Source organism: Streptomyces sp. NPDC031554 (assembly GCF_055580685.1).
In genome coordinates, this window is record NZ_JBVIKX010000002.1 from 50,023 (window position 1) to 74,432 (window position 24,410).

At 73.9% G+C, this 24,410-nt stretch carries 14 protein-coding genes; 12 read left to right on the top strand and 2 right to left on the bottom strand.

All coding sequences use genetic code 11. From position 1 onward, the window contains the following. The first annotated feature begins 126 nt into the window (after nucleotides 1–126). Nucleotides 127–972 carry an RNA polymerase sigma factor SigF gene (locus ACZ5FU_RS05800; RefSeq protein WP_451778959.1) on the top strand — a complete coding sequence of 282 codons (846 nt, stop codon included), beginning with the start codon at nucleotides 127–129 and terminating at the stop codon, nucleotides 970–972. Between the two features lie 106 nt (nucleotides 973–1,078). Here the strand turns inward: ACZ5FU_RS05800 and ACZ5FU_RS05805 are convergent, their stop codons facing one another. Further along, entirely contained in the window at nucleotides 1,079–2,173 is a 1,095-nt protein-coding gene (locus tag ACZ5FU_RS05805) for a mannose-binding protein (protein ID WP_469044777.1), read from the bottom strand. Between the two features lie 570 nt (nucleotides 2,174–2,743). On the opposite strand from ACZ5FU_RS05805, the gene ACZ5FU_RS05810 reads away from it, so the two are divergent. From ACZ5FU_RS05810 to ACZ5FU_RS05825, 4 genes are all read left to right on the top strand, one after another. Continuing rightward, complete coding sequence (locus ACZ5FU_RS05810) at nucleotides 2,744–3,589, top strand: type VII secretion system-associated protein (RefSeq protein WP_468833479.1); 846 nt, start codon at nucleotides 2,744–2,746, stop codon at nucleotides 3,587–3,589. Next, nucleotides 3,586–4,983, top strand: coding sequence for a ricin-type beta-trefoil lectin domain protein (locus ACZ5FU_RS05815; RefSeq protein ID WP_469044778.1), 1,398 nt, complete (start codon nucleotides 3,586–3,588; stop codon nucleotides 4,981–4,983). The genes ACZ5FU_RS05810 and ACZ5FU_RS05815 overlap by 4 nt, the downstream gene beginning before the upstream one ends. Nucleotides 4,984–5,127: 144 nt before the next feature. Further along, the gene (locus ACZ5FU_RS05820) at nucleotides 5,128–8,445 is read left to right on the top strand and encodes a right-handed parallel beta-helix repeat-containing protein (RefSeq protein WP_451530599.1); all 3,318 of its coding nucleotides are present in this window, start codon (nucleotides 5,128–5,130) and stop codon (nucleotides 8,443–8,445) included. Next, entirely contained in the window at nucleotides 8,442–9,689 is a 1,248-nt protein-coding gene (locus ACZ5FU_RS05825) for a S8 family serine peptidase (RefSeq protein ID WP_451530600.1), read from the top strand. Before ACZ5FU_RS05820 ends, ACZ5FU_RS05825 begins: the two co-directional genes overlap by 4 nt. A gap of 666 nt (nucleotides 9,690–10,355) precedes the next feature. Here ACZ5FU_RS05825 and eccCa read toward each other — a convergent pair. Continuing rightward, nucleotides 10,356–14,393: a type VII secretion protein EccCa gene (eccCa, locus tag ACZ5FU_RS05830; RefSeq protein ID WP_469044780.1), complete on the bottom strand. Its 4,038-nt coding sequence runs from the start codon at nucleotides 14,391–14,393 to the stop codon at nucleotides 10,356–10,358. A gap of 456 nt (nucleotides 14,394–14,849) precedes the next feature. Here eccCa and eccD point away from each other — a divergent pair, with 456 nt between their 5' ends. From eccD to ACZ5FU_RS05865, 7 genes are all read left to right on the top strand, one after another. After that, nucleotides 14,850–16,256 carry a type VII secretion integral membrane protein EccD gene (gene eccD, locus ACZ5FU_RS05835; protein ID WP_451778931.1) on the top strand — a complete coding sequence of 469 codons (1,407 nt, stop codon included), beginning with the start codon at nucleotides 14,850–14,852 and terminating at the stop codon, nucleotides 16,254–16,256. Between the two features lie 139 nt (nucleotides 16,257–16,395). After that, nucleotides 16,396–18,066, top strand: coding sequence for a type VII secretion protein EccB (eccB, locus tag ACZ5FU_RS05840; RefSeq protein ID WP_451530603.1), 1,671 nt, complete (start codon nucleotides 16,396–16,398; stop codon nucleotides 18,064–18,066). A gap of 487 nt (nucleotides 18,067–18,553) precedes the next feature. Next, nucleotides 18,554–18,889, top strand: a complete 336-nt coding sequence (locus ACZ5FU_RS05845) for a hypothetical protein (RefSeq protein WP_451530604.1) — start codon at nucleotides 18,554–18,556, stop codon at nucleotides 18,887–18,889. Nucleotides 18,890–18,980: 91 nt separating this feature from the next. Further along, entirely contained in the window at nucleotides 18,981–19,289 is a 309-nt protein-coding gene (locus tag ACZ5FU_RS05850; protein WP_451530605.1) for a WXG100 family type VII secretion target, read from the top strand. A gap of 229 nt (nucleotides 19,290–19,518) precedes the next feature. After that, nucleotides 19,519–19,983 (top strand): type VII secretion system-associated protein, encoded by a 465-nt coding sequence (locus ACZ5FU_RS05855; protein ID WP_451530606.1) that lies wholly within the window; start codon nucleotides 19,519–19,521, stop codon nucleotides 19,981–19,983. Between the two features lie 128 nt (nucleotides 19,984–20,111). Further along, entirely contained in the window at nucleotides 20,112–23,765 is a 3,654-nt protein-coding gene (locus tag ACZ5FU_RS05860; protein WP_469044782.1) for an AAWKG family protein, read from the top strand. Between the two features lie 189 nt (nucleotides 23,766–23,954). Further along, nucleotides 23,955–24,410, top strand: a complete 456-nt coding sequence (locus ACZ5FU_RS05865) for a YbaB/EbfC family nucleoid-associated protein (RefSeq protein WP_451530608.1) — start codon at nucleotides 23,955–23,957, stop codon at nucleotides 24,408–24,410.

Below are 24,410 nucleotides of genomic sequence, written 5' to 3' on the forward strand. Positions count from 1 at the left end.
CCCGTCCCGTGGAAATTCGGAGGAATGGTGGTGGAGGAAGGGGGTAGCCGGGTGCTTGCGGGGAAGACGGTCCGGCGACGGCGGGCCGGTGGTGTTCGTAGGCCGAAGGACTGGGAGGGGCACATGATGACGACGACCGTGCAGGTGGAGCGGGTGGAGGGGGCGGTGGACGTTCCGGAGATCGCCGATCCCTCCAAGGTGGCGCCGCGGGACGCGCGGGAGTTGTCGAAGGTGTTCTTCGGGCGGCTGGCGGTGCTGGAGGAGGGCACGCCGGAGTACCAGTACGCGCGCAACACGCTGATCGAGATGAACATGTCCCTGGTGCGGTATGCGGCGGGCCGGTTCCGCAGCCGTGGTCCGGAGGAGATGGAGGACATCGTCCAGGTCGGCATGATCGGCCTGATCAAGGCGATCGACCGGTTCGAGCTGTCGCGGGAGGTGGAGTTCACCTCGTTCGCGGTGCCCTACATCGTGGGCGAGATCAAGCGGTTCTTCCGGGACACCTCCTGGGCGGTGCACGTGCCGCGCCGGCTGCAGGAGGCGCGGGTGCAGCTGGCGCGCGCCAACGAGGAGCTGCGCAGCCGGCTGGGCCGCACGCCCACCACCAAGGAGCTGTCGGAGCTGATGTGCCTGCCGGAGGACGAGGTGGTCGAGGCGCGGCTGGCGTCCAACGGCTACACGTCGGCGTCGCTGGACGCGGCGATCAGCGGCAGCGAGGACGGTGAGGCGGCGCTGGCGGACTTCATCGGCACCGAGGACGCGGCCCTGGGGCTGATCGAGGACTTCCACGCGCTGGCGCCGATGGTGGCCGCGCTCGACGAGCGGGACCGGCGGATCATCCACTGGCGGTTCGTGGAGGAACTCACCCAGGCCCAGATCGGCGAACGCCTGGGAGTCTCCCAGATGCACGTCTCCCGGCTGATCTCCCGCCTCCTGACCCGCCTGCGCGAAGGCATGCTCACCACCAGCTGAACCACCCCCACCACCTCACGGCCACACCCCCGCAGCCCCGGTGCCGCCACGGCACCGGGGCCCACGCACGTCCAGGATCCGGCAGCTGCCGGAGCCGGAGCCGGTGTCAGGTGGACCAGACGACACCGCCGTTGTGCACGATGACCACCTTGGCGTCGGCCCGCAGGACCAGCTGGGCGTTGTCGTGGCCGTGGCTGCGGGAGGCCCAGATCGGACGGTCGGCGCCGTTGTGGATGACGAGGTTGCCGTCGGTCTGGAAGATCGCCCGGTGGTTCTGGCCGAAGGTCATGGACGCCCACAGGGGCTTGCCCTGCTCGTTGTAGACGACGAGGTTGCCGTCCGTCTGCATCACCATGCGGATGCGGTTGGTGGTCCAGGCCTGGTTGACCTCCAGAACACTGGTCGCGTAGACGGTCTCGGTGCTCCAGACCGGCTGCGGGGTCGCCTTGGGCTTGGGCGCGGGCTTCGGGGTCGGCGTCGACTTCTTCGCGGGCGGGCCGCTCGTCCTCGGTGCCGGAGCGGGCGCGACGGGCTGGGGGACGGCGGCCTTCGGGGTCGCGCTCCTGCGCGGCTTCGCCGGACTCGGCGACGCGCTGGGCAGGCCGGCCACGTAGTCGCCCAGGGAGGCGGGGGCGGACTGCGGGTTCAGGACGGTGTCGGAGCCCGCCGCCAGTCCCTTCGCGTCGTCGCGGTGCCCCTCGTCCTTCGCGGTCCCGGCCAGCAGCAGCGGTACGGCGATCAGGGCGGCGCCGAGGAACGCCGCCCCCGCCAGGATCGGCTTGCGCGGCCGCCCGCCGTCGGTGCCGGTGCCGGCACCGACACCCGGCGGGGCCGTCCCGACGGCCGCCGCCACGGCGACGCCCTCCCCGCCCTCCCCGGACGTCCCGGTGGCCCCGGTGGCCTCGGCGGGGACGGTGGCAGGCGGAGTCGCGGCCGGCGTGGTTGTCGGGGCGGCGGTGGTCTCCCCGGTCGAGGCCGGGGCCGGGGCCGGGGTCGAGGCAGGGGCCGTGGGCGCGGAGGTGCCGGACCCGGCCTCGGGGACCGCTGCGGGGCCCGGCGCGGTCCCCTCCGGTGCGGAGGGGGCGGCCGGGGAGCCGGCGCTCCGCTCCGGTGCGGAGGACACGGGTGAGGAGCCGGTCTCCTCCGTGCGGGCGGCGGCCGCCTCCGCGTTCGCACGGGGAGCGGGGGACTGGGGGGACATGCGCTACTCCTCCTCGGTGGCCGAGCAGTCGGTGGGGGAGCTGTCAGTGACGAACCCGGACGACCCGTTCGGCCGGCGTACCGGACGAACGCCCGGCGCACGGGCGGGCGTCGGCGCCGGTGCCGGTCCCAAGTCCGGTCCGGGCGGGCCGTGTCGCCACGATCCCGGCCGCCGGGTCCCGCGTGACCCGGCGGCGGTCGGGTCCGCGGGCCGGACCGACGGCCTTCCCAGGCCGTGAGGTCCTCCCGTACGGCCCCGGCCCGGACGTCCGGCCGCGAGGCCGTACGCCGACGGGTCCGACGGCACGCCCAACTTAACCTGTCGTACCGGCGACGGCCGCTTTCCCGTCGGGAACGCCTCGGCGCTTTGTCCGCCCACGCCTCACTGTTCCCGGAAAGTTCCCCACTCGGACGGTGAACGGGCACGGCCGGAGCGGATACGGGCCCTTCCCCGCCGCCCGTCAACAGAGCGGCTGTGGCATCCTGTTGACTCCCGGTCTGATCAGTGCCTTCGTGCGCGCAGGTCGGTCGGCACCCAGGAAGTCGTACGGACCCAAGAGTTCAGGTGGAGATGCGGCCCGGAGAACGGCAGGAGGGCAGGCGCGACGCCCCGCCCGCGGTGCCCGGGGGCTCCGGGCCGGCCACGGCCCCCGAAGTCCCCGGCACGACCGTCGCCGGCACCGGCGACGTCCCCGGGATACCCGAGGCCGTGCGGGCCGCCGCCCGCCGCGCGCCGGGGCACTGGATCGGCGTGGTGGACCCGGAGTGGACCGAGGAGCGGACGCCGCCGGAGTGGGCGGTACTGGGGGAGTGGCGGTCGGACGACGACGGGGGCGTGGGGGACTACCGCGCCAACCCGGCCTACCGGCCCTCGGCGCGGGTGCTCGGCTGGCCCGAGCCCACCGACCCGGTGGACGCGGCGGCACAGCGGGCCGCCACCGGCTACGGCCCGGTGGACGACGCGCTCGCGGCGCTCGCGCAGGCGGACGTCACGGTGGTGCGCGCACCGGACGGCGGGCCGCTGACGGCCGCCGGGCGGGACGGGGCGCCCGTGGTCCTGCTGTTCACCTCCCCGGCACACGAGTTCCTGTCCGAGGCACTCGGCCATGACACGCTTCCGGCAGCGGAGCTGGCCCGTTCACTGAGCGGTTCCGGCACCCTGCTGATGGTCAACGCCGGGGCCGCGGCGCCCCTGCTCGTCCCGGCGGACAGCCTTCCCGTAACGGCACCCGCACCCGGACCGGACGCGGGGACCGTACCCGCCTCGGACGCCGCGGAGGAGGGCTCCGGGGCCCTCCCCGGCACGACGGACCGCACCGGCTCCCCGGCCGCGGCCCCCTCCCCGTCCCCTTCCGCGGGCCGGACCGACGACCACTTCCCCGAACCCCGGCCCCACATCACAGGGAGGACCCCGTGACGCGTTCGGCCCAGCAACCCCCCAGCCCCCCAGGGGCGGAGTCCGGCTCCGGCGGCGAGGAGACGGCAGCCACCGCCGTGGCGGCCACCGTCTCCCGGCCCACCGAGGCGGGAGACGAACCCGCGAAGGCGGGAACCGGACCCGGTCCGGCAGCGACGACGGCAGAGGCGGAGCCGAAGACAGAGGCGGAGCCGAAGACAGAGCCAAAGGCGGAGGCGGAGCCAAAGGCGGAGGCGGCCGAGCCCGGCGCCGTCTCCCGCTCCGGTCCCGCCGGGGAGACGACCGCGCGGGCCGCCGAGACCGCCGAGGCCGCTGAGACCGCCGAAACCACTGAGGCTGCCGAGACCGCCGAAACCACTGAGACCGGGACCGCGTCCGTGGCCGTCGGCGGCGAGTCCGCCGACGGGGCGGCGGTGGCCGGCGGCCGGTCCGAGACCGAGGCCGACCCGGGTGCCGCCGCGGCGGCCAAGAGCCGGCTGCCCGCGCTCGTACGGACCATGACCACGACCGCGATCGACCGGCCGCAGCGGACCGGTCCGGCCGGGCGGCCGGGCAAGGCGGTGCTGGCCGGGGCGGCGGTCGGCGGGGCGCTGCTCGTGTCGGTGCCGTTCCTGGTGCTCGGCGGGAACGACGACCAGGCCCGTACGACGACGGCGGCGGCTGCCGAGACCGTCCTCGGCGGGGACGCGGGAGAGGCGCCCGGCGAGTTCGCGGTGACCCGGCCCCCCGTCACCGGGTCCCCGGGCAGGAGCCCCGAGCCCTCCGCGAAGTCCGGCGAGCCGGCGCGGGGGACCGCCGCGTCGGCCCCGGCCGAGGGCGGGAGCGCGGCCGGCGCGAAGAAGGACACCGCGCAGCAGGCCCGGCCCACGAAGCAGAGCGGCGGGCAGAAGTCCGGCAGTGGCACCGGCTCCAACTCCGGCAAGGCCTCCGGCGGCAGCAAGGCGGCGGCCGGCGGCAAGGCGTCGGGCACCAAGAACCAGGCCGCGAACGCCGGTTCGGCCCTGACGTTCAGCGGCTTCGTCTCCCTGCGCAGTCACCTCTCGGGCCGCTGCGTCGACGTACCCGGCAGCGACTTCAGCGACGGCAAGGCGCTGTGGGCGTGGGACTGCAACGGCTCCACCGCGCAGAAGTGGCAGTTCGCCTCCGACGGCACCATCCGCATCCAGGGCAAGTGCCTCGACGTCGCCAACGCGAACTACAACGACGGCACGACCATCCAGATCGCCTGGTGCAACGGCAACGCCGCCCAGCAGTTCGTGCTCAACGCCGCGCACGACCTGGTCAACACCGTCGTCGGCAAGTGCGTCGACATCAGGGACAACAACCGGGGCAACGGGGCCCGGCTGCAACTGTGGACCTGTGCCGGCACCGACAACCAGAAGTGGAGCGTCTGACCGCACGCCCCACGCCGAGAGCGCCGCTCTCACCGCCCGCCCGGCCCCAGGGCGGGGCATGATGACACGGTCGGCTCGCCGACCAGGCCCCCCGGACCACGGGGGTGCTCGCTGAGAACGCCCCCGTGGCAAGGAGGTTGGTGCGTGTCGCGCCAGGTACTGACGGTCGGTCCCGGGGACCGGGACCGCTACCGGACGATCGGTGAGGCACTCGCGGCGGCCCGTACCGGCGCGCTCATCAGCGTCCGGCCCGGGACGTACGCCGAGAACCTGGTGATCCAGACCAGGGTCACCCTCACCGCCGCCGAGGGGCGGGGCACCGTGGAGATCCGGCCGCGCACGGGCAGTGTGCTCGCGCTGCGCGCCGACGCCGTGATGCTGTCCGAACTGACGCTGCGCGGCGGCGACGCCGAACTGCCGGCGGTGGACGTGCGGCGCGGGCAGGCCGCGTTCGACGGCTGCGAGGTCGTCGGCGCGGCCTGGACCGCGATGCTGGCCGGGGGCACCGGCTCCCTCGCGCTGCGGGACTGCCGGGTGAGCAACCCGCAGGGCGCGGGCATCGTGATCACCTCGACCACGCCCACCACCGTGGAGTCCTGCACCCTGGAGAACCTGGGCACCAGCGGCCTGGTCCTCGCCGAGCAGGGCGAGGCGCGCGTCCGCGGCTGCACGGTGCGCGACGCCCGCGGCAACGGCCTGCTCGCCAACGGCGAGGCCCGCGGCACGGTGGAGGACTGCGACATCTCCTCCACCGACAAGCCGTCCGTCGCCCTGGAGCAGAACTGCTCCCTGACGGTGGTCCGCACCGTGGTCCACGACACGAGCACCGGCGTGCACCTGAGCAGCACGGGCCGTACGACCCTGGAGGACGTCCGCGTCACCGGAGCGTCGGGGAACGGGATCGCGCTGGCCTCGGGCACCGACCCGGTGCTGCGCCGCTGCCGGGTCTCGCGCACCCGCGGACACGGCGTCCTGGTCACCGACCGGGCGCGCGGCACCTTCGAGGACTGCTGGGTCGACGGCGCGCAGGGCGCGGCGCTGCGGGTCGCCGGGGCCGCCTCCCCGGCGCTGACCGGTCTGACGGTCCGCGACTGCGAGCACGGCGCACTGCTCCTGGAGGAGGACTCGGCACCGGAACTGGACCGCCTGGAGGTGATCGGCGGCTCACCCGCCGTCACGGTGCGCGGCGGCGCCAACCCGCTGCTGCGCCGGGCCCGCCTGGTGGAACCCTCCGGCGACGGCATCTCCGCGACCGCGAACGCCCGCGGCCGCGCCGAGGACTGCGAGATCGTCCGGCCCGGGGGCACCGGGGTGCACGTGGCCTCCGGCAGCACCCTCTACCTGGCCGGCGGCGGGGTCTCCGACGCCGTCGGCGGCGGTCTGGTCGTGGCGGACGGCGGCAACGTCACGGTCCGCGACTTCCGCGTCGAGATGTCCGGCGAGGAGGGGGTGGTGGTCGCCGGGGGCGGCGAACTGACCGCCAGCCGCACCGTGGCGCACGCCGCCAAGGGCCACGGCTTCCTGCTGCGCGAGGGCGCGCTGGCCTCCCTCAGCGGCTGCGAGGCCACCGGCGGCGCCCAGGACGGCTTCCGGGTGGAGTCCACCGCGCCGGTCTCGCTCGTGAACTGCCTCGCCCGGGAGAACGAGGGCGGCGGCCTGGTGCAGACCGCGCCCGGCGAACGGCTTGCCGTGGAGGGACTGAAGAGCACCGGCAACGGCAAGCGGGACGCCTGGGGCACCGGCAGTGCCGAGAACACCGACCCCGCCGGTTCGGGCGCCGCGGACGGACCCGCGCCGGACCGCGCGGACGGCCCGCTCGGCGCCCTCAACGCGCTGATCGGCCTGGAGAACGTCAAGCAGCAGGTGCGCACCCTGGTCAACCTGACCCAGCTCGCCCAGCGCCGCGAACAACTCGGCATGTCCGCCCCGCCGATGAGCCGGCACCTGATCTTCGCCGGTCCGCCCGGCACCGGAAAGACCACCGTCGCCCGCCTCTACGGGGCGATCCTCGCCGAACTGGGCTCGCTGCGCAGCGGGCACCTGGTGGAGGTCTCGCGCGCCGACCTGGTCGCGCAGGTCGTCGGCGGCACCGCGATCAAGACCAGCGAGACCTTCCAACGGGCGCTCGGCGGCGTGCTGTTCATCGACGAGGCGTACACCCTCACCGCCGACAGCGGCAACGGCGGCGCCGACTTCGGGCGCGAGGCGGTGGACACCCTGCTGAAGCTCATGGAGGACCACCGCGACGACGTGGTGGTGGTCGCGGCCGGCTACTCCCGCGAGATGGAGTCCTTCCTCGGCTCCAACCCCGGTCTGGCCTCCCGCTTCTCACGGACCGTCGAGTTCGAGAACTACTCGGTGTCCGAACTGGTCGCGATCATGGAGAACATGTGCGCCCAGCACCAGTACGAGCTGGGCGAGGGCACCGCGGAGGCGCTCGCCGCGCACTTCGGGGCGATGCCGCGGGACGCCGGCTTCGGCAACGGACGTGCCGCGCGCGGGGTGTTCGAGGAGATGGTGGACCGGCAGGCGGTCCGGCTCGCGGCCCAGCCGCAGGTCGGCGAGCGCGACCTGCGGCTGCTGCTGCCGGAGGACGTCTCGCCCGCCGCCGCCGCGGCGGCCGCCGAGACCGCCGCCCCGGCCGACGACCCGCTCACCCGCCTCGGCGACATGATCGGCCTGGCCGAGGCCAAGCGCGACGTCGCGGACCTGGTCAACCTCATCACCACCGCCCGCCACCGGGCCGCCGCCGGGCTGCCGGTGCCCTCGCTCAGCCACCACCTGGTCTTCACCGGCCCGCCCGGCACCGGCAAGACCACCGTGGCCCGCCTCTACGGGCAGATCCTGTCCCGGCTCGGCATCCTCGAACAGGGCCAGCTGGTCGAGGCGGCCCGCGCCGACCTGGTCGGCCGCTACATCGGCCACACCGCCCAGCTCACCCGCGAGGTCTTCCAACGGGCCCTGGGAGGGGTGCTGTTCATCGACGAGGCGTACACCCTCACCCCGCGCGGCGGCGGCGCCGACTTCGGCCAGGAGGCGGTGGACACCCTGCTGAAGCTGATGGAGGACCACCGCGACGAGGTGGTCGTCATCGTCGCCGGCTACACCGACGAGATGGAACGCTTCCTCGCCTCCAACCCGGGCCTGTCCTCCCGTTTCCCGCGCCGGATCGCCTTCGCCGACTACTCCTCCGAGGAACTGGTCACCATCGTGCGCTCCCAGGCCACGGCCATGGGCTACGAGTGCGGGCCCGGCACCGGACCCCTGCTCAAGGAGTACTTCGACGCGCTGCCCCGGGACCGCTCCTTCGGCAACGCCCGCCTGGCCCGCCAGGTGGTCGAGTCGATGGTCACCCGTCAGGCGGGGCGGCTCAGCTCGCTGGCCGCGCCCACCCTGGACGACCTGCGCATCCTCCGCCCCGAGGACGTGGCCGTCACCGCACCGGGAACGGCTCCCCGGTGAGGCGGCCCGCCTCCGGGGCCGCCCGCCTGGTCGCCGGCGCCGGGCTCGCCGCCGTCCTGCTGCTGACCGGGGCCGTTCCGGCGCAGCCGGCACCCCGCTCGGGCCCGCCGGCGGCCGACGGGAAGAAGGGCCAGCAACTGCCCGCCATGCCGTCCGCGTTCGACGCCGAGGCCGACGACGTGACCTGTACGCCCGCCTCCAAGGAGAAGGCGAAGAAGCAGGACTGGTCGCGCCAGCGCCTCGACCTGGACCGGCTGCACCGGCACAGCACCGGGGCCGGCGTGACCGTCGCGCTGATCGACACCGGGGTCGCCACCGGCGCCGCCGGACTCGACGGCCGGGTCCTGGCCCAGGGCGCCGCCGGTGACGACTGCGTCGGACACGGCACCTTCCTGGCCGGGCTGATCGCCGGGACCGGCGGGGACAGTCCCGGCCTGGCCGGGGTCGCCCCGGACGCGGAGATCCTCGCCCTGCGCGGCACCGACGCGCGCGGCAGGGCCGACGCGGGCCTGGTCGTACGGGCGCTGCGCGAGGCGACCGAGGCACGGGCGGGAGTGATCGCGGTCGCGGTGGCCCTGCCCCGCCGCGACGCGGAGCTGACCCGGGCGGTCGCCGAGGCCCGCCGCGCGGGCGCGGTGGTGGTCGCCGCGGCCACCCCGGACCCGCCGTCCCGGAGCGGCACCGACGACGTTCCCTCCCGCACCTACTGGCCGGCCGGCGAACCCGGCGTCCTGTCGGTCGCCGACATGCTGCCCGGCGGCACCCGGCCCGAGGACTCCCTGCCCACCGACGGCATCGACCTGGCCGCCCCCGGCGCCGGGGTGGTCTCCGGCGGCCCGCGCGGAGACGGCCACTACCTGGGCGGCGGCGCCTCGGTGGCCACCGCCTACACCGCCGGAGCCGCCGCGGCCGTCCGCGCCGCCCACCCCGACGACCCGGCCGACGCCGTCGCGCGCCGCCTCACCGCCACCGCCTACCCGGCGGACATCCCCCAGCTGGATCCCTACGCCGCCGTCACCACGGTCCTCGGCGACGCCGCCGCGGCCACCGGCGCCGAACGGGCCGCGGACCCCGTGACGGTCCGCGACACCGCCTCCGCCGATCGCGCCACCGGCCGCGCCGGCCTGCTGGTCCTCCTCGGTTCCGCCGCCGTCCTCGCCGTCCTGTGGGCCGCCTTCACCTTCTCCCGAGCCCGCGCCCGCGGCTGGCGCCCGGCACAGGCGGGCCCACCGACACGCGAATGATCCGCCCCCTCCGGGGGCGTCTCACAGACCCGGCCCGGCCGGGCCGGCCCGGGTCGGCTCGGTCGGGCTCGGCTCGGCCCGGTCGGGCTCGGCTCGGTCCGGCCGGGTGAGGTCCGGTTCAGCTCGGCCCGGCTCGGCCCGGTCCGGTCCGACTCGATCCGTTCCGGCTCACTTCAGTCCGGCCTGGTCCGACGCGGCCCGGCTCGGCTCGGTCCGACTTGGCTCGGTCCGTTCCGTTCCGGTCTGACCCGGTCCGGCTTATCCCAGCCCAGCCCAGCCCAGCCCAGGCCGGTCCAGCCCAGTCCGGTCCGGTTCAGCTCGGCCCGATCCGGCTCGGTCGGGTCGGGCCCGGCCCGGCCTGGCCTGGTACGACTCTGCCCGGCCCGGCGCGGGTTGTCGCGGCTCGCCCTGGTCCGCCGCCGTGGGGAACGGGCTGTCCCCGCTCGTCCGGACGGGCCGGACCCCGCCCGGATCAGTGGGCGGGGTCCGGTGCCGGGCGTCGGAGACCGGGGCGGGGCGGGACGCGGCCCCGGCGACCGCCGGTGGGGGCCGCCCTCAGGCGGCCCCCACCGGACCCGCGTTCCCGAGGTTCCCCCTCCGCGTCCCCACGGCGTCCCCCCCCCGTGCCCCCACGTCCCCGCCCTCCGGGGGCCCGTCGCGGTCCGGCTACGGCGTGCCCTCCTCCACCAGTGCCGTCTGCATCAGCAGCGCCCGGCGGCGGGCGATGTGCAGGGCACGGCCGGGCGGCAGGTTGAGCGGTTTCGTGTTGCCGAAGAGACTGCCCTCCGTGGGCGGGCAGGAGAGCAGGACGGCGGGGTTGTTCGCCTCGTCGAGGCGGCGGATCAGGGCGTCGCTGAGGCCGCGCCCCGCGCCCATGGCGCTGCGGGCGACGACCAGGTGCAGGCCCATCTCGAAACCGAGGGTCAGGTTCTCGAAGAGCGGTTCGAAGGGACTCTGGAAGGAGTTGGCGCCGGAGACCATGTCGTAGTCGTCCACCAGGATGAACAGCCGCGGGCCGGTCCACCAGTCGCACCGGCGCATGCGGGCGGGCGCGATGTCCGCGCCGGGGACGCGGGTCTTCATCGCGCGGGCCGCCCCCTCGATGGTCTCCTTGAGGTTGTCCAGGGAGATCACGTGCCCGATGCGGTACTCCTCGGGGACGGCGCCCACCAGCGTGCGGCGGTAGTCCACGGCGATGATCTTCGCCTCGTCGGGGGCGTAGTGGTCGGTGATGCCCCGGGTGACGCGGCGCAGCAGGTTGGTCTTGCCGCTCTCGGTGTCACCGACCACGATCAGGTGCGGGGTGCGGCTGAAGTCGTGCCAGACCGGCTCCAGGGCGTCCTGGTCGATGCCGAGCGGCAGCCGCATGCCGCCGCCCTCGGTGCCCTGGGGCGCGGGGAGTTCGGCCAGCGGCAGCCGGTGCGGCAGCATCCGGATCTGCGGGGCGGGCGCGCCCGGCCAGTGCCGTGCCACCTCGGAGACCAGGTGGGCGACGCCGTCGCCGAGGTCGTCGAGGGAACCGCTGCCGTCCAGGCGGGGCAGGCCGGCGAGGAAGTGCATCTTGCTGTCGGAGGTGATGCCCCGGCCCCCGGTGCGCGGCACCGAACGGGCCTTGCGGGTGTCGATCTCGGAGTCCATCGGGTCGCCCATCCGCAGTTCGAGGCGGGTGGCCGCCTGGTCGCGGACCTGGGCGGACAGCTCCACCCAGCGGGTGGTGGTGACGATCAGGTGGATGCCGTAGTTCAGGCCGCGGGCGGCGAGTTCGTTGAACTTGGGGATCAGGTCGTCGTAGTCCTGGCGGACCGTGGACCAGCCGTCGACCACCAGGAAGACGTCGCCGAAGGGCTCGTCGGGGAACTCCCCGGCGGCCCGGCGGCGGCGGTAGGACTGCATGGAGTCCAGGGTGTGGTCGACGAAGAACTGCTCGCGGCGGGCGAGCAGCGTCATCACCTCGGCGACGGCCCGGCGCACCCGCTCCGGGTTGAGCCGCGGCGCGACGCCGCCGACGTGGGGGAGCGCGGCGAGCTGGGAGAGGCCGCCGCCGCCGAAGTCGAGGCAGTAGAACTGCACCTCGGCGGGGGTGTGGGTGAGGGCGAGGGCGGCGATCAGCGTGCGGGCGAGGGTGGACTTGCCGCTCTGCGAGCCGCCCGCGACGGCGACGTGGCCGCCCGCTCCGGACAGGTCCACCACCAGCGGGTCGCGGCGCTGGTCGAAGGGCTTGTCGACCAGTCCGACCGGGACCCGCAGCCTGCCGGTCCCGGACCAGCCGGCGGCACCGAGACCGCGCTCGGGGTCGGCGGCGATGCCGGGCAGCAGGGCGTCGAGCGGGGAGGGCTCGTCCAGCGGCGGCAGCCACACCTGGTGGGCGGCGGGACCGGAGCCGCGCAGCCGGTCGAGGGCCACGTCGAGCAGTGTCTCCTCGTCGGCCTCACCGCTCCCGTGGGGCGCCGGCTCCGGCTCGGGCGCCGCCTCCAGCGTGCGGGGCACCACCCAGCCGCTGGTCCACGGCACCACCTGGCTGGCCACCCGGGCCTGCACCACCGCGCCGGTGCGGCGCCGGTAGGTGCCCGAGGAGTAGGCGGCCCGGAACCGGGTCAGCGACTCCACCCCGGACTTCAGGTAGCCGCTGCCGGGCTGGGCCGGCAGCTCGTAGGCGTCCGGCACGCCGAGCACGCCGCGGCTCTCCATGGCGGAGAAGGTACGCAGGCCGACGCGGTACGACAGGTGGCTCTCCAACTGGTGCATACGGCCCTCGTCCAGACGCTGCGAGGCGAGCAGCAGGTGCACCCCCAGGGAGCGGCCGAGCCGGCCGATCATCACGAACAGGTCCATGAACTCCCGGTGTGCGGACAGGAGTTCGCTGAACTCGTCGACCACCACGAACAGGCTGGGCAGCGGGGTGAGGGCCGCCCCGGCGGCGCGCGCCCGCTCGTACTCCAGGGCGGAGGTGTAGTTGCCGGCGGCGCGCAGCAGCTCCTGGCGGCGGATGAGCTCGCCGTGCAGTGCGTCCTGCATGCGCTCCACCAGGGCGACCTCGTCGGCGAGGTTGGTGATGACGGCGGAGGTGTGCGGCAGTTCCTCCAGGCCGAGGAAGGTGGCGCCGCCCTTGAAGTCGACCAGGACGAAGTTGAGGGTCTCGGAGGAGTTGGTCAGCGCGAGGCCGAGGACGAGGGTCCGCAGCAGTTCGCTCTTGCCGGAGCCGGTGGCGCCGATGAGCATGCCGTGCGGGCCCATGCCGCCCTGCGCGGACTCCTTGATGTCGAGTTCCACCGGGCGCCCGTCCACGCCGACCGCGATCGGCACCCGCAGCCGCGCGGAGCCGGTGTGCCGGTCGAAGAGGGTGCGCGGTTCGTGCCGGTGCAGGTCGGGGATGCCGAGCAGGGCGGTCAGTTCGACGTCGGTGTCCAGCGGCTGCGCGACGTCGCCGCCCAGACTCATCCGGCGGGGGGCGAGCAGCCTGGCCAGGGACTCCGCGCCGAGCGGGCCGAGCCGGTCCGGCCGGCCGAGCGGCACGGAACGCTCCTTGCGGCTGCGGTCGGTGCGCACCAGGCTCACCCGGTCCGGCCCGACGGTCAGCCGCAGCGTGTTGCGGCCGGGCCGCCAGCGCAGCGCCCCGCCGACGTCCAGGATCACGGCGTTGCGGTAGCCGTGGCCCTCCCAGCGGTGCCCCTCGGGGACGGTGACGCCGTCCAGGACGACGACGGTGTAGGGCTCGTCGCGGCCGGGGCGGGCGTCGGGGTCGAAACCGGGGCGCTCGGCGAACTCGGCCCCGAGCAGGTCGTCCAGTTCGGTGAGGTCGGCGGTGATCCGGCGGACCTTGCCGGCCCCGTCCTCCTCGTACGGGTGCAGGGTGTGCGGCAGCCACTTGGCCCACTCCCAGTCGGGCCGCCGTTCGTCGCCGACGCACAGGGCCAGCCACAGCTCCTCGGGCGCGTGGAACACCGCGAGCTGCGCGAGCACGGCCCGCACCAGGGCACGCACCGCCTCGGCGCCGGGGTCGCCGGCCGCACCGCCGCCGGTGCCGCCGTTCGTCCCGGACGACGGGCCGCCGGAGCCGCCGGTGCCGGCGGGGTCCCCGCCGGGCGTCTCCTCGGCGCGCAGCAGGATCCGGGCCGAGGAGCGCAGGTAGAGGCCGAGGGGCTGTTCGGGGATCGTGGAGTAGGCGCGGATGAAGCGGCGCAGGGCGTGCGCGCAGAGCGGTTCGAGGTCCTCCACCGGGCGCGTGGAGACCGGGTTCAGGGTGAGCGCGAGCTGCTGTTCACCGACCGCGAGCCGGATCTCGCCGAAGTCCTCGTCGGCCGGACGGCGTTCCCACAGCCGCGAGGTGCGGGCCAGCGAGCGCAGCGAGGCGGGCTCCGGGTGGCGCCAGGCGAGCGCCCGCTGCTGCTCCGCGATGGTGGCCCGGACCCGCTTGCGGGTCTGCGCCAGGTAGCGCAGGTAGTCCCGGCGTTCGCCCTTCAGACGCTGCTTGCGCTCGCTGGAGCGGCGCATCAGCTGGCCCAGCAGCATGGCACCGGCGGAGAGCGCCATGACGCCCATCGCCAGATACATGAAGACGCCGTTGCCGCCGCCGGGGCGCAGGAACATCAGCATCATGGACACCGACATCAGCGCCATCGGCAGATAGGTCCATATCGCCGAGGTGTCCGGCACCGTCTCGGCCAGTACGGGCGGCTCCTGAAGGGTCAATTGCCCTTCGGGCATCTCGGGTCCGCGTCGGCGGGCCGGCCGGCGAAACAGCACCACACTCAAGGAACGAAACCTCCGGTTTCACTGGCTTTCCGGCCCGCACCGAAATACCGGAGCGGCGGGCGGCGGGTAAGCCGCACCGAGCCGATTCTCCGGAGTCCGCGTGACGCGGTGAACGCCGACTGCATGTTTCGAGCGGATAGCGGGGGGACGGTCAACTCCCTTGATGGACAACTCCATACCGGGCAGGGAGTCCGGTCCGCAGCACGATCCGGCGGGTGTAGGCAGTAGTCTGCATTCACGGAACGCGACCTGTCCACGCGGGGGCGGGTCTCCGCCCGGGGTGCGGACCGAATTTCTCCGCCCGTCCCCTCCGTTCCCGGACCGGCCGGCCTTCCGTACTCTTCGCACATCCCCTCTCCCGAGGGAAGTCCCCAGCCAACGCCTTTACGGAAGTCGAGAGTTCAGCTGATGACCGACAGCACGGTGGCCGAACTGTGCCGCCTGACCGTACGTGCGCCGAGCGTCCGCGTCGATCTGGCCGTGCCCGCCGACGTGCCGGTCGCCGACCTCCTGCCCACGCTGCTGCGTTACGTCGGGGAGGAGGCCGAGGAGACCGGACTCGACCACGCCGGCTGGGTGCTCCAGCGGCTCGGCGACCCCCCGCTCGACGAGGAGACCACCCTCGCCCACGCCGGCCTCGCCGACGGCGCCGTGCTCCACCTGCGCCCGCACACCGAGGCGCTGCCCGAGGCCCGGCTGGACGACCTGGTGGACGGGATAGCCGACACCGCGGGCCGGCGGCTGCACAACTGGAGCCCCGAAGCGGCCCGCGGCCTGCTGGTGGGCACCGCGACGGCGACGGTGGTGGCCGCCCTCGTCCTGGTGCTGTGGCCCGGGGTGACCGGCTCCGGCTCGGTCAGGGCCGCCTGCGCGGCCCTGACCGGGCTGCTGCTGCTCGCGGGCGCGGGCTCGGCCAGTCGCGCGGTGGGCGACCGCCTCTCCGCGAGCGCGCTCGGTCTGCTGGTCGCGCCCTGTCTGGCCCTGGCCGGCTGGCTGCTGCCCGGCGGCGACCTGGGCGGCCCGGACACGGCGCGGGTCGCGGGCGCGCGGCTGCTCGCCGCGGGCGCGGCCGGCGCCGGCGGCGCCGTCCTGGCGCTCGCCGCCACGGCGGTCGGCGCCCCGGCCCTCCTGGCCACGGCGGTGGTCGCGCTGGCCGTCGCGACCGCCGGGGCCCTGATGGGGTACACCGGCCTCGACGCGCCGGCCGCGGTGGCGCTGGTGGCGACGGTCGTCGCGCTCGGCGCCGGGGCGGTGGCGCCGTTCGCCTTCAAACTGGCCGGAATGCGGATGCCGGCGCTGCCGTCCTCCGCCGGCCAGCTCCAGGAGGGCATCGAGCCCTACGCGGGCGACGACGTCGCCGAACGCACCGAACTGGCCGGGCGCTGGGTCACCGCCCTCTTCGCCGCCACCGGCGTCGTCGCCGCGGCCGCCCTGGTCGTCCTCGCCGAACGCCCCGACCTGCCCGAGGTGCTGACCGCCCTGACGCTGAGCCTGCTGCTGCTCCTGCACTGCCGCGGCCTCGTGCACATCGGCCAGCGGCTGACCCTGGCCGTGCCCGGCGTCTGCGGGCTGCTGCTGCTCGCCCGCGCCTGGGCGGTGGACCAGCACGGTGACGGGCGGCTGACCGTCTTCGCGGCGCTGCTCGCGGCGGCGGCCGCCCTCGTGATCGCGGCCTGGACGGTGCCCGGCCGCCGGGTGCTGCCGTACTGGGGCCGTGCCGCGGAACTGGCGCACACCGGCCTCGCGGTGGCGCTGCTGCCGCTCGCCCTCTGGGTGGCGGGGCTGTTCGGCTGGCTGCGCGGCCTGTTCGGCTGAGCACCCGCGAGAACCCGCACCCGCGAGAAGCGGCACCCGTCCCCACCCGCACCACAGCACCGCAGCACCACCGCGCCACCGCACCTGCGCACCCCCACACCCGTACGGCGGGGCACGGAGAACGAGTCGAGGAGAGGCCGTGCAGTCCAAACGCGACCAGGTACACGCCCACACCTTCATGATGGGCAGGCTCAGTTCGGGCCTGCTGACGGCCGACCCGGACGCCCCGGAGAGCCCGCTCGGGCGCACCACCCGCGGCCTGGTCTTCGGCGTGCTGGTCACCGTCCTGATCGGCGCGGGCGCCACCGTGTACGGCCTGCTGCGCCCCGGCGGGAACGACGGCTGGCGCGACGGCGAGCACCTGGTGGTCAACCGCGACACCGGCGCCCGGTACCTGTGGACCGGCACCGACGGCGTACTGCACCCGGTGCGCAACTACGCGTCGGCACGCCTGATCGGCGGCTCCGACCTGCCGACCGCGGACGTCCGCACCGCCTCCCTGCGGGACGTCCCGGTGGGCGCCCCGGTCGGCATCCCCGGCGCCCCGGACGCCCTGCCCGCCTCCGACAGCCTCGACGACGGCGCCTGGCACCTGTGCGTCACCGGACCGGAGGGGGCGCTGCCCGACACCTCCGGCGCCGTGCCGGACACCGGGGTGGACGAGCCGGGGACCACCACCGTGGTGGCCGGGGCGCCCCTGGAGGCCCGTGGCGTCGGCGGCGACCGCGGCGTGCTGGTGAGCGGGCCGGACGGCACCGAATACCTGGTGTGGCGGGGCAGCAGACTGCCGCTGGACCGCGCCTCCGACGCCCGCAACGCCCTCGGCTACGGCTCCCAGCGGCCGATGCCGGTCTCGGCGGCCTTCCTCGACGCGCTGGCCCCCGGCCCCGCCCTGAGCCCGCCCGCGGTGCCGGGGCGCGGCGGCGAGGGCCCGGTGCTCGGCGGCGAGGCCAGCAGGATCGGCCAGCTGTTCAAGGTCAGCGTGCCCGGCGGCGGCAGCACCTACCACCTGCTCCGCAAGGACGGGCTGGTGCCGCTGACCCGGCTCGGCGCCGCCCTCGTGCTGGGCGACCCGGCCACCCAGAAGGACGCCTACCGGGGACGGTCGCCCGAGGTGCGCACGCTCGGCGCGGACGCGCTGCGCGAGCACCGGGCGCAGGACACGGCGGCCGCCGGGTCCGCGGAGCTGCCGGACGCGCCGCCCCTGCCGCAGTCCGCGCCGCGCGGCAGCGCGCTCTGCGCGCAGGTGGACGGCGGCGACGGCGGCGCCCGGATCGGTTCGGTGTTCGTCCCGCTCACCGCGCTCGCCCCGGTCGCGGTGTCGCAGGGCACCGACCAGCCGCTGAGGGCGGCCTGCGTCCCGACGGACGCCACGGTCGTACGGCCGGGGCACGGCGCCCTGGTCCGGGCCCTGAACGCGAGCGGCGCCGCGCACGCCGGGACCACCTACCTGGTGGCGGAGAACGGGGTGAAGCACCGGGTCTCCGACAAGAAGGCGCTGGCGGCCCTCGGGTACGAGGCCGCGGACATCGACTCGGTTCCGGCACCGCTGCTCGCGGCCCTTCCGACCGGCGCGGACCTCGACCCGGCCGCCGCCTCGGGCGCGGTGGAGCCCAAGGTCACGGCTCCGCGGTGCGGCGACGCCGACGGGCCGGAGCGGGCCGGAGCGGCCGACGGGGCGGACAAGGACGAAGCGGACAAGGGTGAAGCGGCGGACGCCGGGAAGGCCGGAGGTGCTGTCGGCACCACCGGCACCACCGACAAAGCGGACGCTGCGGGCACCGCGCGCACAGCCGACACCACGCCCTGATCGAGGCAAGCTCCGCATACGGCGCCAAAGAAAAGGAAAAGGCCGGGCGGGAAAGGCGCGGGCCGAACTCGGCGCCGAAGCGGGTAAGCCGGCCGGGCCGGGATCGGCCGAACGCGATGCCGAACCTCAGAGAAAGCTCAAATATTCCGCCCGGGCCCGCCGGAAAACCGGCTCGGACACGTCCCGCACGCCGGAAACGGGCCGTCCCGGATGCCCGTTGTCCTCCTCGGCGTGACCGTTCTCCGCCCGTATCGCCGTGTCCCGCGGACGGTTCGTGCGGGGTTCGTGGACGGTGCGCGTCGCACCGGCCGGTCCGGCGGGGCGGGGCGAGTTCATTTCGCCGAAACACCGCAACAACTCGACTGTGCCACAGGCATTCTGACCAATGCTCAAATTTTCCCCACTCGCGTTGCGCGGAACGCACGGTTCTCTTTAGCCTCTGCGGACAACGGTGCGACGAGACGTGCTCGGACGAAGGGAACGCGACATGGCGGACAGCGCCGCGAGGAAAGCGGACTATGCCAAGGGCTTGGGCGGTGTCTCCTCTCTGGAGTCGGCCCGCTCCCAGGTCGAGAGGATCCAGGACAACGTCGCCCAGATCGCCGCGCGGTCGGGCGTCGGCGGCGACGAGGGCCAGGCCCTGCTGAAGCTGTTCCGCAGCTGGAACGCCGAGGCGCAGAAGGTGGTCATCCAGATCAGCAAGATGGTCGACGCGCTCCAGGAGAACGTGACCTCCGCCAACCGTCTGGCGAAGGAGAACCAGGACCTGACCGAGGTCCTCAACAGCAAGACCAGCCAGGGCGTCTTCGAGGCACTGCGCTGAACCGCCCCCAGCGCGACACCGGCCCCCTGCGGCGAGGCCGGAGCACGCGAGCTTCCCGGGCCCGGGGCCCGGCCACCCAAGAGGAGACGTCATGGCCGACGGCATCATCGACCTGCAGTACGCCACGGTCCGGAACGCCATCGAGGAGTTGATGGGCCAGACCCAGCAGATCATCACCACCCTCAACAACCTCGAGGACGAGCTGAAGCCGCTCATCACCTCCTGGGAGGGCGCGGACCAGGAGATGTACCGCGGTGTCCAGGCGGAGTGGGACCAGGCGACCAAGAACATGGCCACGCTGCTCGGCGACAACGGCCAGCTGATCCAGATGATCCACGACAACCACTCCCGCGACGAGCGCACGAGCGCCGAGAACTGGGGCAACGTGCGGGCCCGCTAGGGAGTGCCAGGCGCCGCGGGGCGGGCGGGACCCCGCGGGCACGGCCCAGGTCGTGTCCCCGAAGTCCCGTCCGCCCGGCACGACCCGCCGGACCGGCCCCGGGGCCCGCCGGGGGCCCGTCCTCCGTCCGCGTCGGAGGACGGCCCCCCGGCACCCGGGCGGGTGACCGGCGGGCAGGCGCCGCACCCACCCCCCACCCGTCCGGCACCAAGCGGCAGGAGAGCGTCCCATGGCCGGTGAGAAGGCCGACGTCAGGCATTTCGACCTCAAGCAGATGGAGAACTTCCGGGACTTCGAGGTCGACCCGGTGTACAAGTCTGCGAAGAAGCACCACGAGGTGGGCGACGACACCGCCGGCATCCGGCCGCTCGGCCACCTCGTCGACGGGCACACCACCCCGGGCAACCTCGACCAGAAGCAGCAGCTGCTGCGCATCGGCAAGATGGTCACCGATCCCCTCGTCTCGGGACCGAGCCTGATCGAGGACGTCCGTACCGCGGCCGAGGCCATCGACAAGCTGCTCGGTGACCAGATGGACCTCTTCAAGGAGTTGAAGGAGGCTCTCACCGAGACCATCGAGGAGGCCAACAAGACCAAGAACAAGAACCTGGACGCGATCGACGCGCAGACGCTGCTCCAGACCTTCGACGAGGTCGACGAACTCACCGCCGGCGGGACGGACGAGGAGAGCTGAGCCCGCGCCGCGCGGGCCGGCGGGGGCCACGGCCGCCCGGCGCGCCCGCCCGCACATCACCCGGCCGCGCCTCCACGTGAGGAGGCGGTGGACCGGCACGGACGACAAACGACCAGAAAGGGCGCCCGGTGGCCGATCGCTACGATCCCAACTCCGTCGCCAACCTCGACAAGTTCGACAACGCGGGCGACCCGTCGAGCGACACCTGGGCCACCCTGGTCACCCACATCACCGGCTACCCGGTGCCGGACCGCAGCACCGTCTTCGACACGCTCCGGTCCGACCACGGCGGCAAGCTCTTCCGGATGGACATCAAGGAGCGCAGCCTCAGCCTGCTCGTCAAGGACTCCGGCTTCCTGACGAACAAGGGCGAGGACTACGACATCTGGTTCTTCGACAGCGGCAAGAAGCGGTCGATCATGCAGGCCAGGATCGTCTTCGAGGGCCGTGTGAAGGCCGGCGAGGAGATCATCTTCGCCGGCCCCGGCTCCGACGACGTCCGCACCGCCCAGGTCCGTGAGGGCAACGAGTTCACGGACTACAACAAGGACAAGATGAGCACCATCCCGCTCGCCCGGTACATGAACGGGCCGCGGGCGGCGCTCATCGCACTGCTGGACGGCGGCACGCAGAACGCCCGCTTCAGCAACCTGGGCGTGTCCGACGCCGATGTCGTGGACCTCAACTCCTTCAAGACCACCGGGGAGTCCTTCGACTTCGCTGCGAAGTTCTTCAAGGACCACGCGGTGGTGCTGAAGGACTGGGAGGACCGCTTCGGCCGGGACGACGCGAGCTGGAAGGGCGAGGCCGCGGAGGTCTTCCGCAGCCTGCTGACGAAGATCCGCGAGAACTACGACAGTTACGTCGAGACGTTCGACTCCTCGCCGTCCGCCGGCACCGGAACCGGCAACACGGTCTACTCGCGTGCCCTGTCGCTGGGCCGCACCTACCTGGAGGACGCCGCCAGGGAACTGCTGAAGGCGTGGCTGGCCTGGGCCAAGTCCCCCTACTACGACCCGCTTCAGGTGCTGCGCTACGTCCTGGACGACCTCGCCCAGTGGGTGGACACCAACAACGTCGCCATGACGAAACTCACGTCCCACACCAGCCGCTACTCCTCGTCCGTCACGCACAACCCGCAGGAGGGCTTCTCCCAGACCCACCCGGAGTACGGGGACCTCACCGACATCGCCAACTGGGCGAAGGTCGGCGACAAGGCGGTCAAGATCTGGACCCAGGGCGTCGCCGAGTACCTGGGCAAGCCCGCCGCCACGGTGCAGTCCACCCTGAACAACCACTTCCTCGACCTCGGCGAGGACTTCTCGTCGAACGTGCCCAAGCCCAAGTCGACCAGCACGGCCTCGCAGGAGTACGAGGAGAGGAAGCTCGAGAAGGAGAAGGAGGAGATCAACCGGCAGAACGAGGAGAACCGCAAGTACCAGGAGGAGCTCCGCGCCGAGCAGGAGCGGCAGCGCGAGGAGGACCGCAAGTACCAGGACGAACTCCGCGCGGAACAGGAGCGGCAGCGCGAGGAGGACCGCAAGTACCAGGACGAACTCCGCGCCGAGCAGAACCGGCAGCGCGAGGAGGACCGCAAGTACCAGGACGAGCTGCGCGAGGAGCAGAAGCGCGAGCAGGAGGAGGCCGAACGCCTCCAGCAGGATCTCCGCAACGAGCAGAACCAGCAGCGCGACGAGGACCGCAAGTACCAGGACGAGCTGCGCGAGGAGCAGAAGCGCGAGCAGGACGAGGCCAAGCGTGAGGCGGAGGAGCAGCGCAAGGCCGTGGAGGAGAGCCTCGGCGGCCTCAACGACCCGAACGCGCTCGACGAGCAGGACCTGGGCAGTCTCGACGATCTGCTGAACCGGAACAACCTCACCACCGAGAGCCCCGGCGACCTCGGCGGCGGAGCGGGCGGGACGAACGGCTCCCTCGACGACGTGGTCAACCAGGACCTCGGCGGTCTCGGCGGCCTGAACAGCGGCGGCGTCTCCCTCAGGACCCCGACCGGCGGCCGGACCCAATTCGACGACGGCAAGCTCACCACCGACTTCGCGGACGGCAGCAAGACCAGTTTCGACCCCGACAGCGGGGTGCTCACGACGACCAATCCGGACGGTTCGACGACGACGACCGATCTGGGTGACGGTCTGAAGGTGACCAACCCCGACGGTTCGGTGACCTCGCTGGGCGACGACGGGAAGCTGACCACCACGTTCCCCGACGGCACCGTCCAGACGGTGGACCCGTCGACCGGCCAGACGGTCACCACCAAGCCCGACGGCACCACCACCACGACCGACCTGGGCAGCCTCGACGGTCTCGACAGCGGGCTGCGGGACGGCGTCCTCGACACCCCGACCGGCGGCAGCACCGAGCTGACCAGCGGCGGTGACGTGATCACCGACTTCGCGGACGGCAGCAAGACCAGTTTCGACCCCGACAGCGGGGTGCTCACGACGACCAATCCGGACGGTTCGACGACGACGACCGATCTGGGTGACGGTCTGAAGGTGACCAACCCCGACGGTTCGGTGACCTCGCTGGGCGACGACGGGAAGCTGACCACCACGTTCCCCGACGGCACCGTCCAGACGGTGGACCCGTCGACCGGCCAGACGGTCACCACCGAGCCCGACGGCACCACCACCACCGAGAACCTGGGCAGCCTGGGCAACCTCAACGGGCGGAACGGTCTGGGGAACCTCGGCGACCTCGGCGACCTCGGCGACCTCAATTCCGACCTGCCCACCGAGTCGAACGGCGACCTCGGCAACCTGGACGACCTCGACCTCGACCTCGGCGGCGGGTCCGGCCTGGAGACCCCGACCGGCGGCCACACCGCACTCGACGACGGCGACTTCACCACCACCTTCGCGGACGGCAGCAAGGGCACGTTCGACCCGGACACCGGGCTGTTCACCAGCACCCGCCCGGACGGCACCACCACGGTCACCGACCTCACCCACGGGGCGAAGGTGACCAACCCGGACGGCTCCACCACCGTCCTCGACAACGGGCAGCTGACCACGACCTTCCCGGACGGCAGCAAGCAGAGCATCGACCCGGACACCGGCGTCGTCACCGTCACCGACCCGCAGGGCAACACCAGGACGGTCGACCTGCACGGCCTCGACCCGATCCGGACCATCGGCGACTCCGGCACCTCCGACGTGTCGGACGTCCTCGACGGCCTGAACGGGACCGGCGGCGGCTCCGGTACGCGGGACGTCTCCCTGTCCGAACTGGGCCTCGGCGGTGGCGCGGGCTCCGTGAACTCCCCGGGCTCCGGCGGCGGCTTCTCCGGGACGGACTCCCTCACCGGGCAGGGCATCGGCGTGGCCGGCGGGGTCGCGCCCCTCTCGGACGGCGCCGTCGACGGCACGGGCACCTCGCTCGCCGCGGCCGCCGCCCCCGCCACCCCCGGCGCCCCGGGCACCCCCGGCACGCCCGGGACGCCGGGCATGCCGATGGGCGGCATGGGCGCGGGCGGCATGGGCGGCGGCGACAAGGGCAACGGGGAACGGGTGCGCGCCGTACTGGTCGACGCGGTGGAGGAGAGCGAGCGCCGCAACCGCCGGCGGCGCAGCGCGTGGCACCGCCAGGAGGACGACGACACCTTCCTGTCGCCGGCCGCCCGGCCGGCGACCACCGGCGGCGACGTCCCCGAGGAGGAGGCGGAGCCGGGCCGCAGGTCCACCAGCTCCGCCGGCCACCTGGAGGAGGACGCGGACGTGTGGGGCACCGAGGAGGGCGGCACCCCGGCCGTCATCGGGCGATGACCACGGCTCTCCGTCCGCGCGGCCACCGGGAGAGACGAATCCCACCAGGCCCCGGCTTCCCTGCCGGGGCCGTCACCAGGCAAGATCAGCTGAGCAGTTGACGAACCGGACCGCGCGACCCCATGGACTCGACGGCGCGTCAGGGAGTCCGGGTGTCCGGGAGAACGACGAGGAAGGGGTGGGACGGGCGTGACGGAACCGCTGGAGAAGCGCCTGGAGAAGGCGATGGCCGAACTCCGGGCCGCCCAGGAGGCGGTCGCGCGCACCGAGCGCGAACTGCGGCAGGCCTCGTTCGCCGTGCTCTCCTCCGACCGCGCGGTCCGTGCCACCGTCGGCCCCCAGGGCGAGCTGACCGGGATCGAGTTCCTGGAGAACAAGTACCGCGACATGTCCCCCCAGGAGCTGGCCGCCAGCGTCCTGGAGGCCGCGGGCGCGGCACGCCTGAAGATGAACCGGCACGTGATGAAGGCCATGGCTCCCTTCACCGAGCCCAGCTCCGAGGTGCCGGAACTCAAGGGCTTCGAGCTGGACTGGGAGCGCGTCTTCGGCCCCGCCGTGCTGCGTGAGGACGACGAGGACACGGCACGCGACGGCCGGGCCGCCCCCGCCTGGCGGGACGCCCTCGGCGACGACGGGGAGGACTGA

Coding starts and splice junctions, on each gene's coding strand:
- ACZ5FU_RS05800 (WP_451778959.1), top strand. CDS start 127: ATGACGACGACCGTGCAGGTGGAGCGGGTGGAGGGGGCGGTGGACGTT.
- ACZ5FU_RS05805 (WP_469044777.1), bottom strand. CDS start 2,173: ATGTCCCCCCAGTCCCCCGCTCCCCGTGCGAACGCGGAGGCGGCCGCC.
- ACZ5FU_RS05810 (WP_468833479.1), top strand. CDS start 2,744: ATGCGGCCCGGAGAACGGCAGGAGGGCAGGCGCGACGCCCCGCCCGCG.
- eccCa (WP_469044780.1), bottom strand. CDS start 14,393: ATGCCCGAAGGGCAATTGACCCTTCAGGAGCCGCCCGTACTGGCCGAG.
- eccD (WP_451778931.1), top strand. CDS start 14,850: ATGACCGACAGCACGGTGGCCGAACTGTGCCGCCTGACCGTACGTGCG.
- ACZ5FU_RS05845 (WP_451530604.1), top strand. CDS start 18,554: ATGGCGGACAGCGCCGCGAGGAAAGCGGACTATGCCAAGGGCTTGGGC.
- ACZ5FU_RS05850 (WP_451530605.1), top strand. CDS start 18,981: ATGGCCGACGGCATCATCGACCTGCAGTACGCCACGGTCCGGAACGCC.
- ACZ5FU_RS05855 (WP_451530606.1), top strand. CDS start 19,519: ATGGCCGGTGAGAAGGCCGACGTCAGGCATTTCGACCTCAAGCAGATG.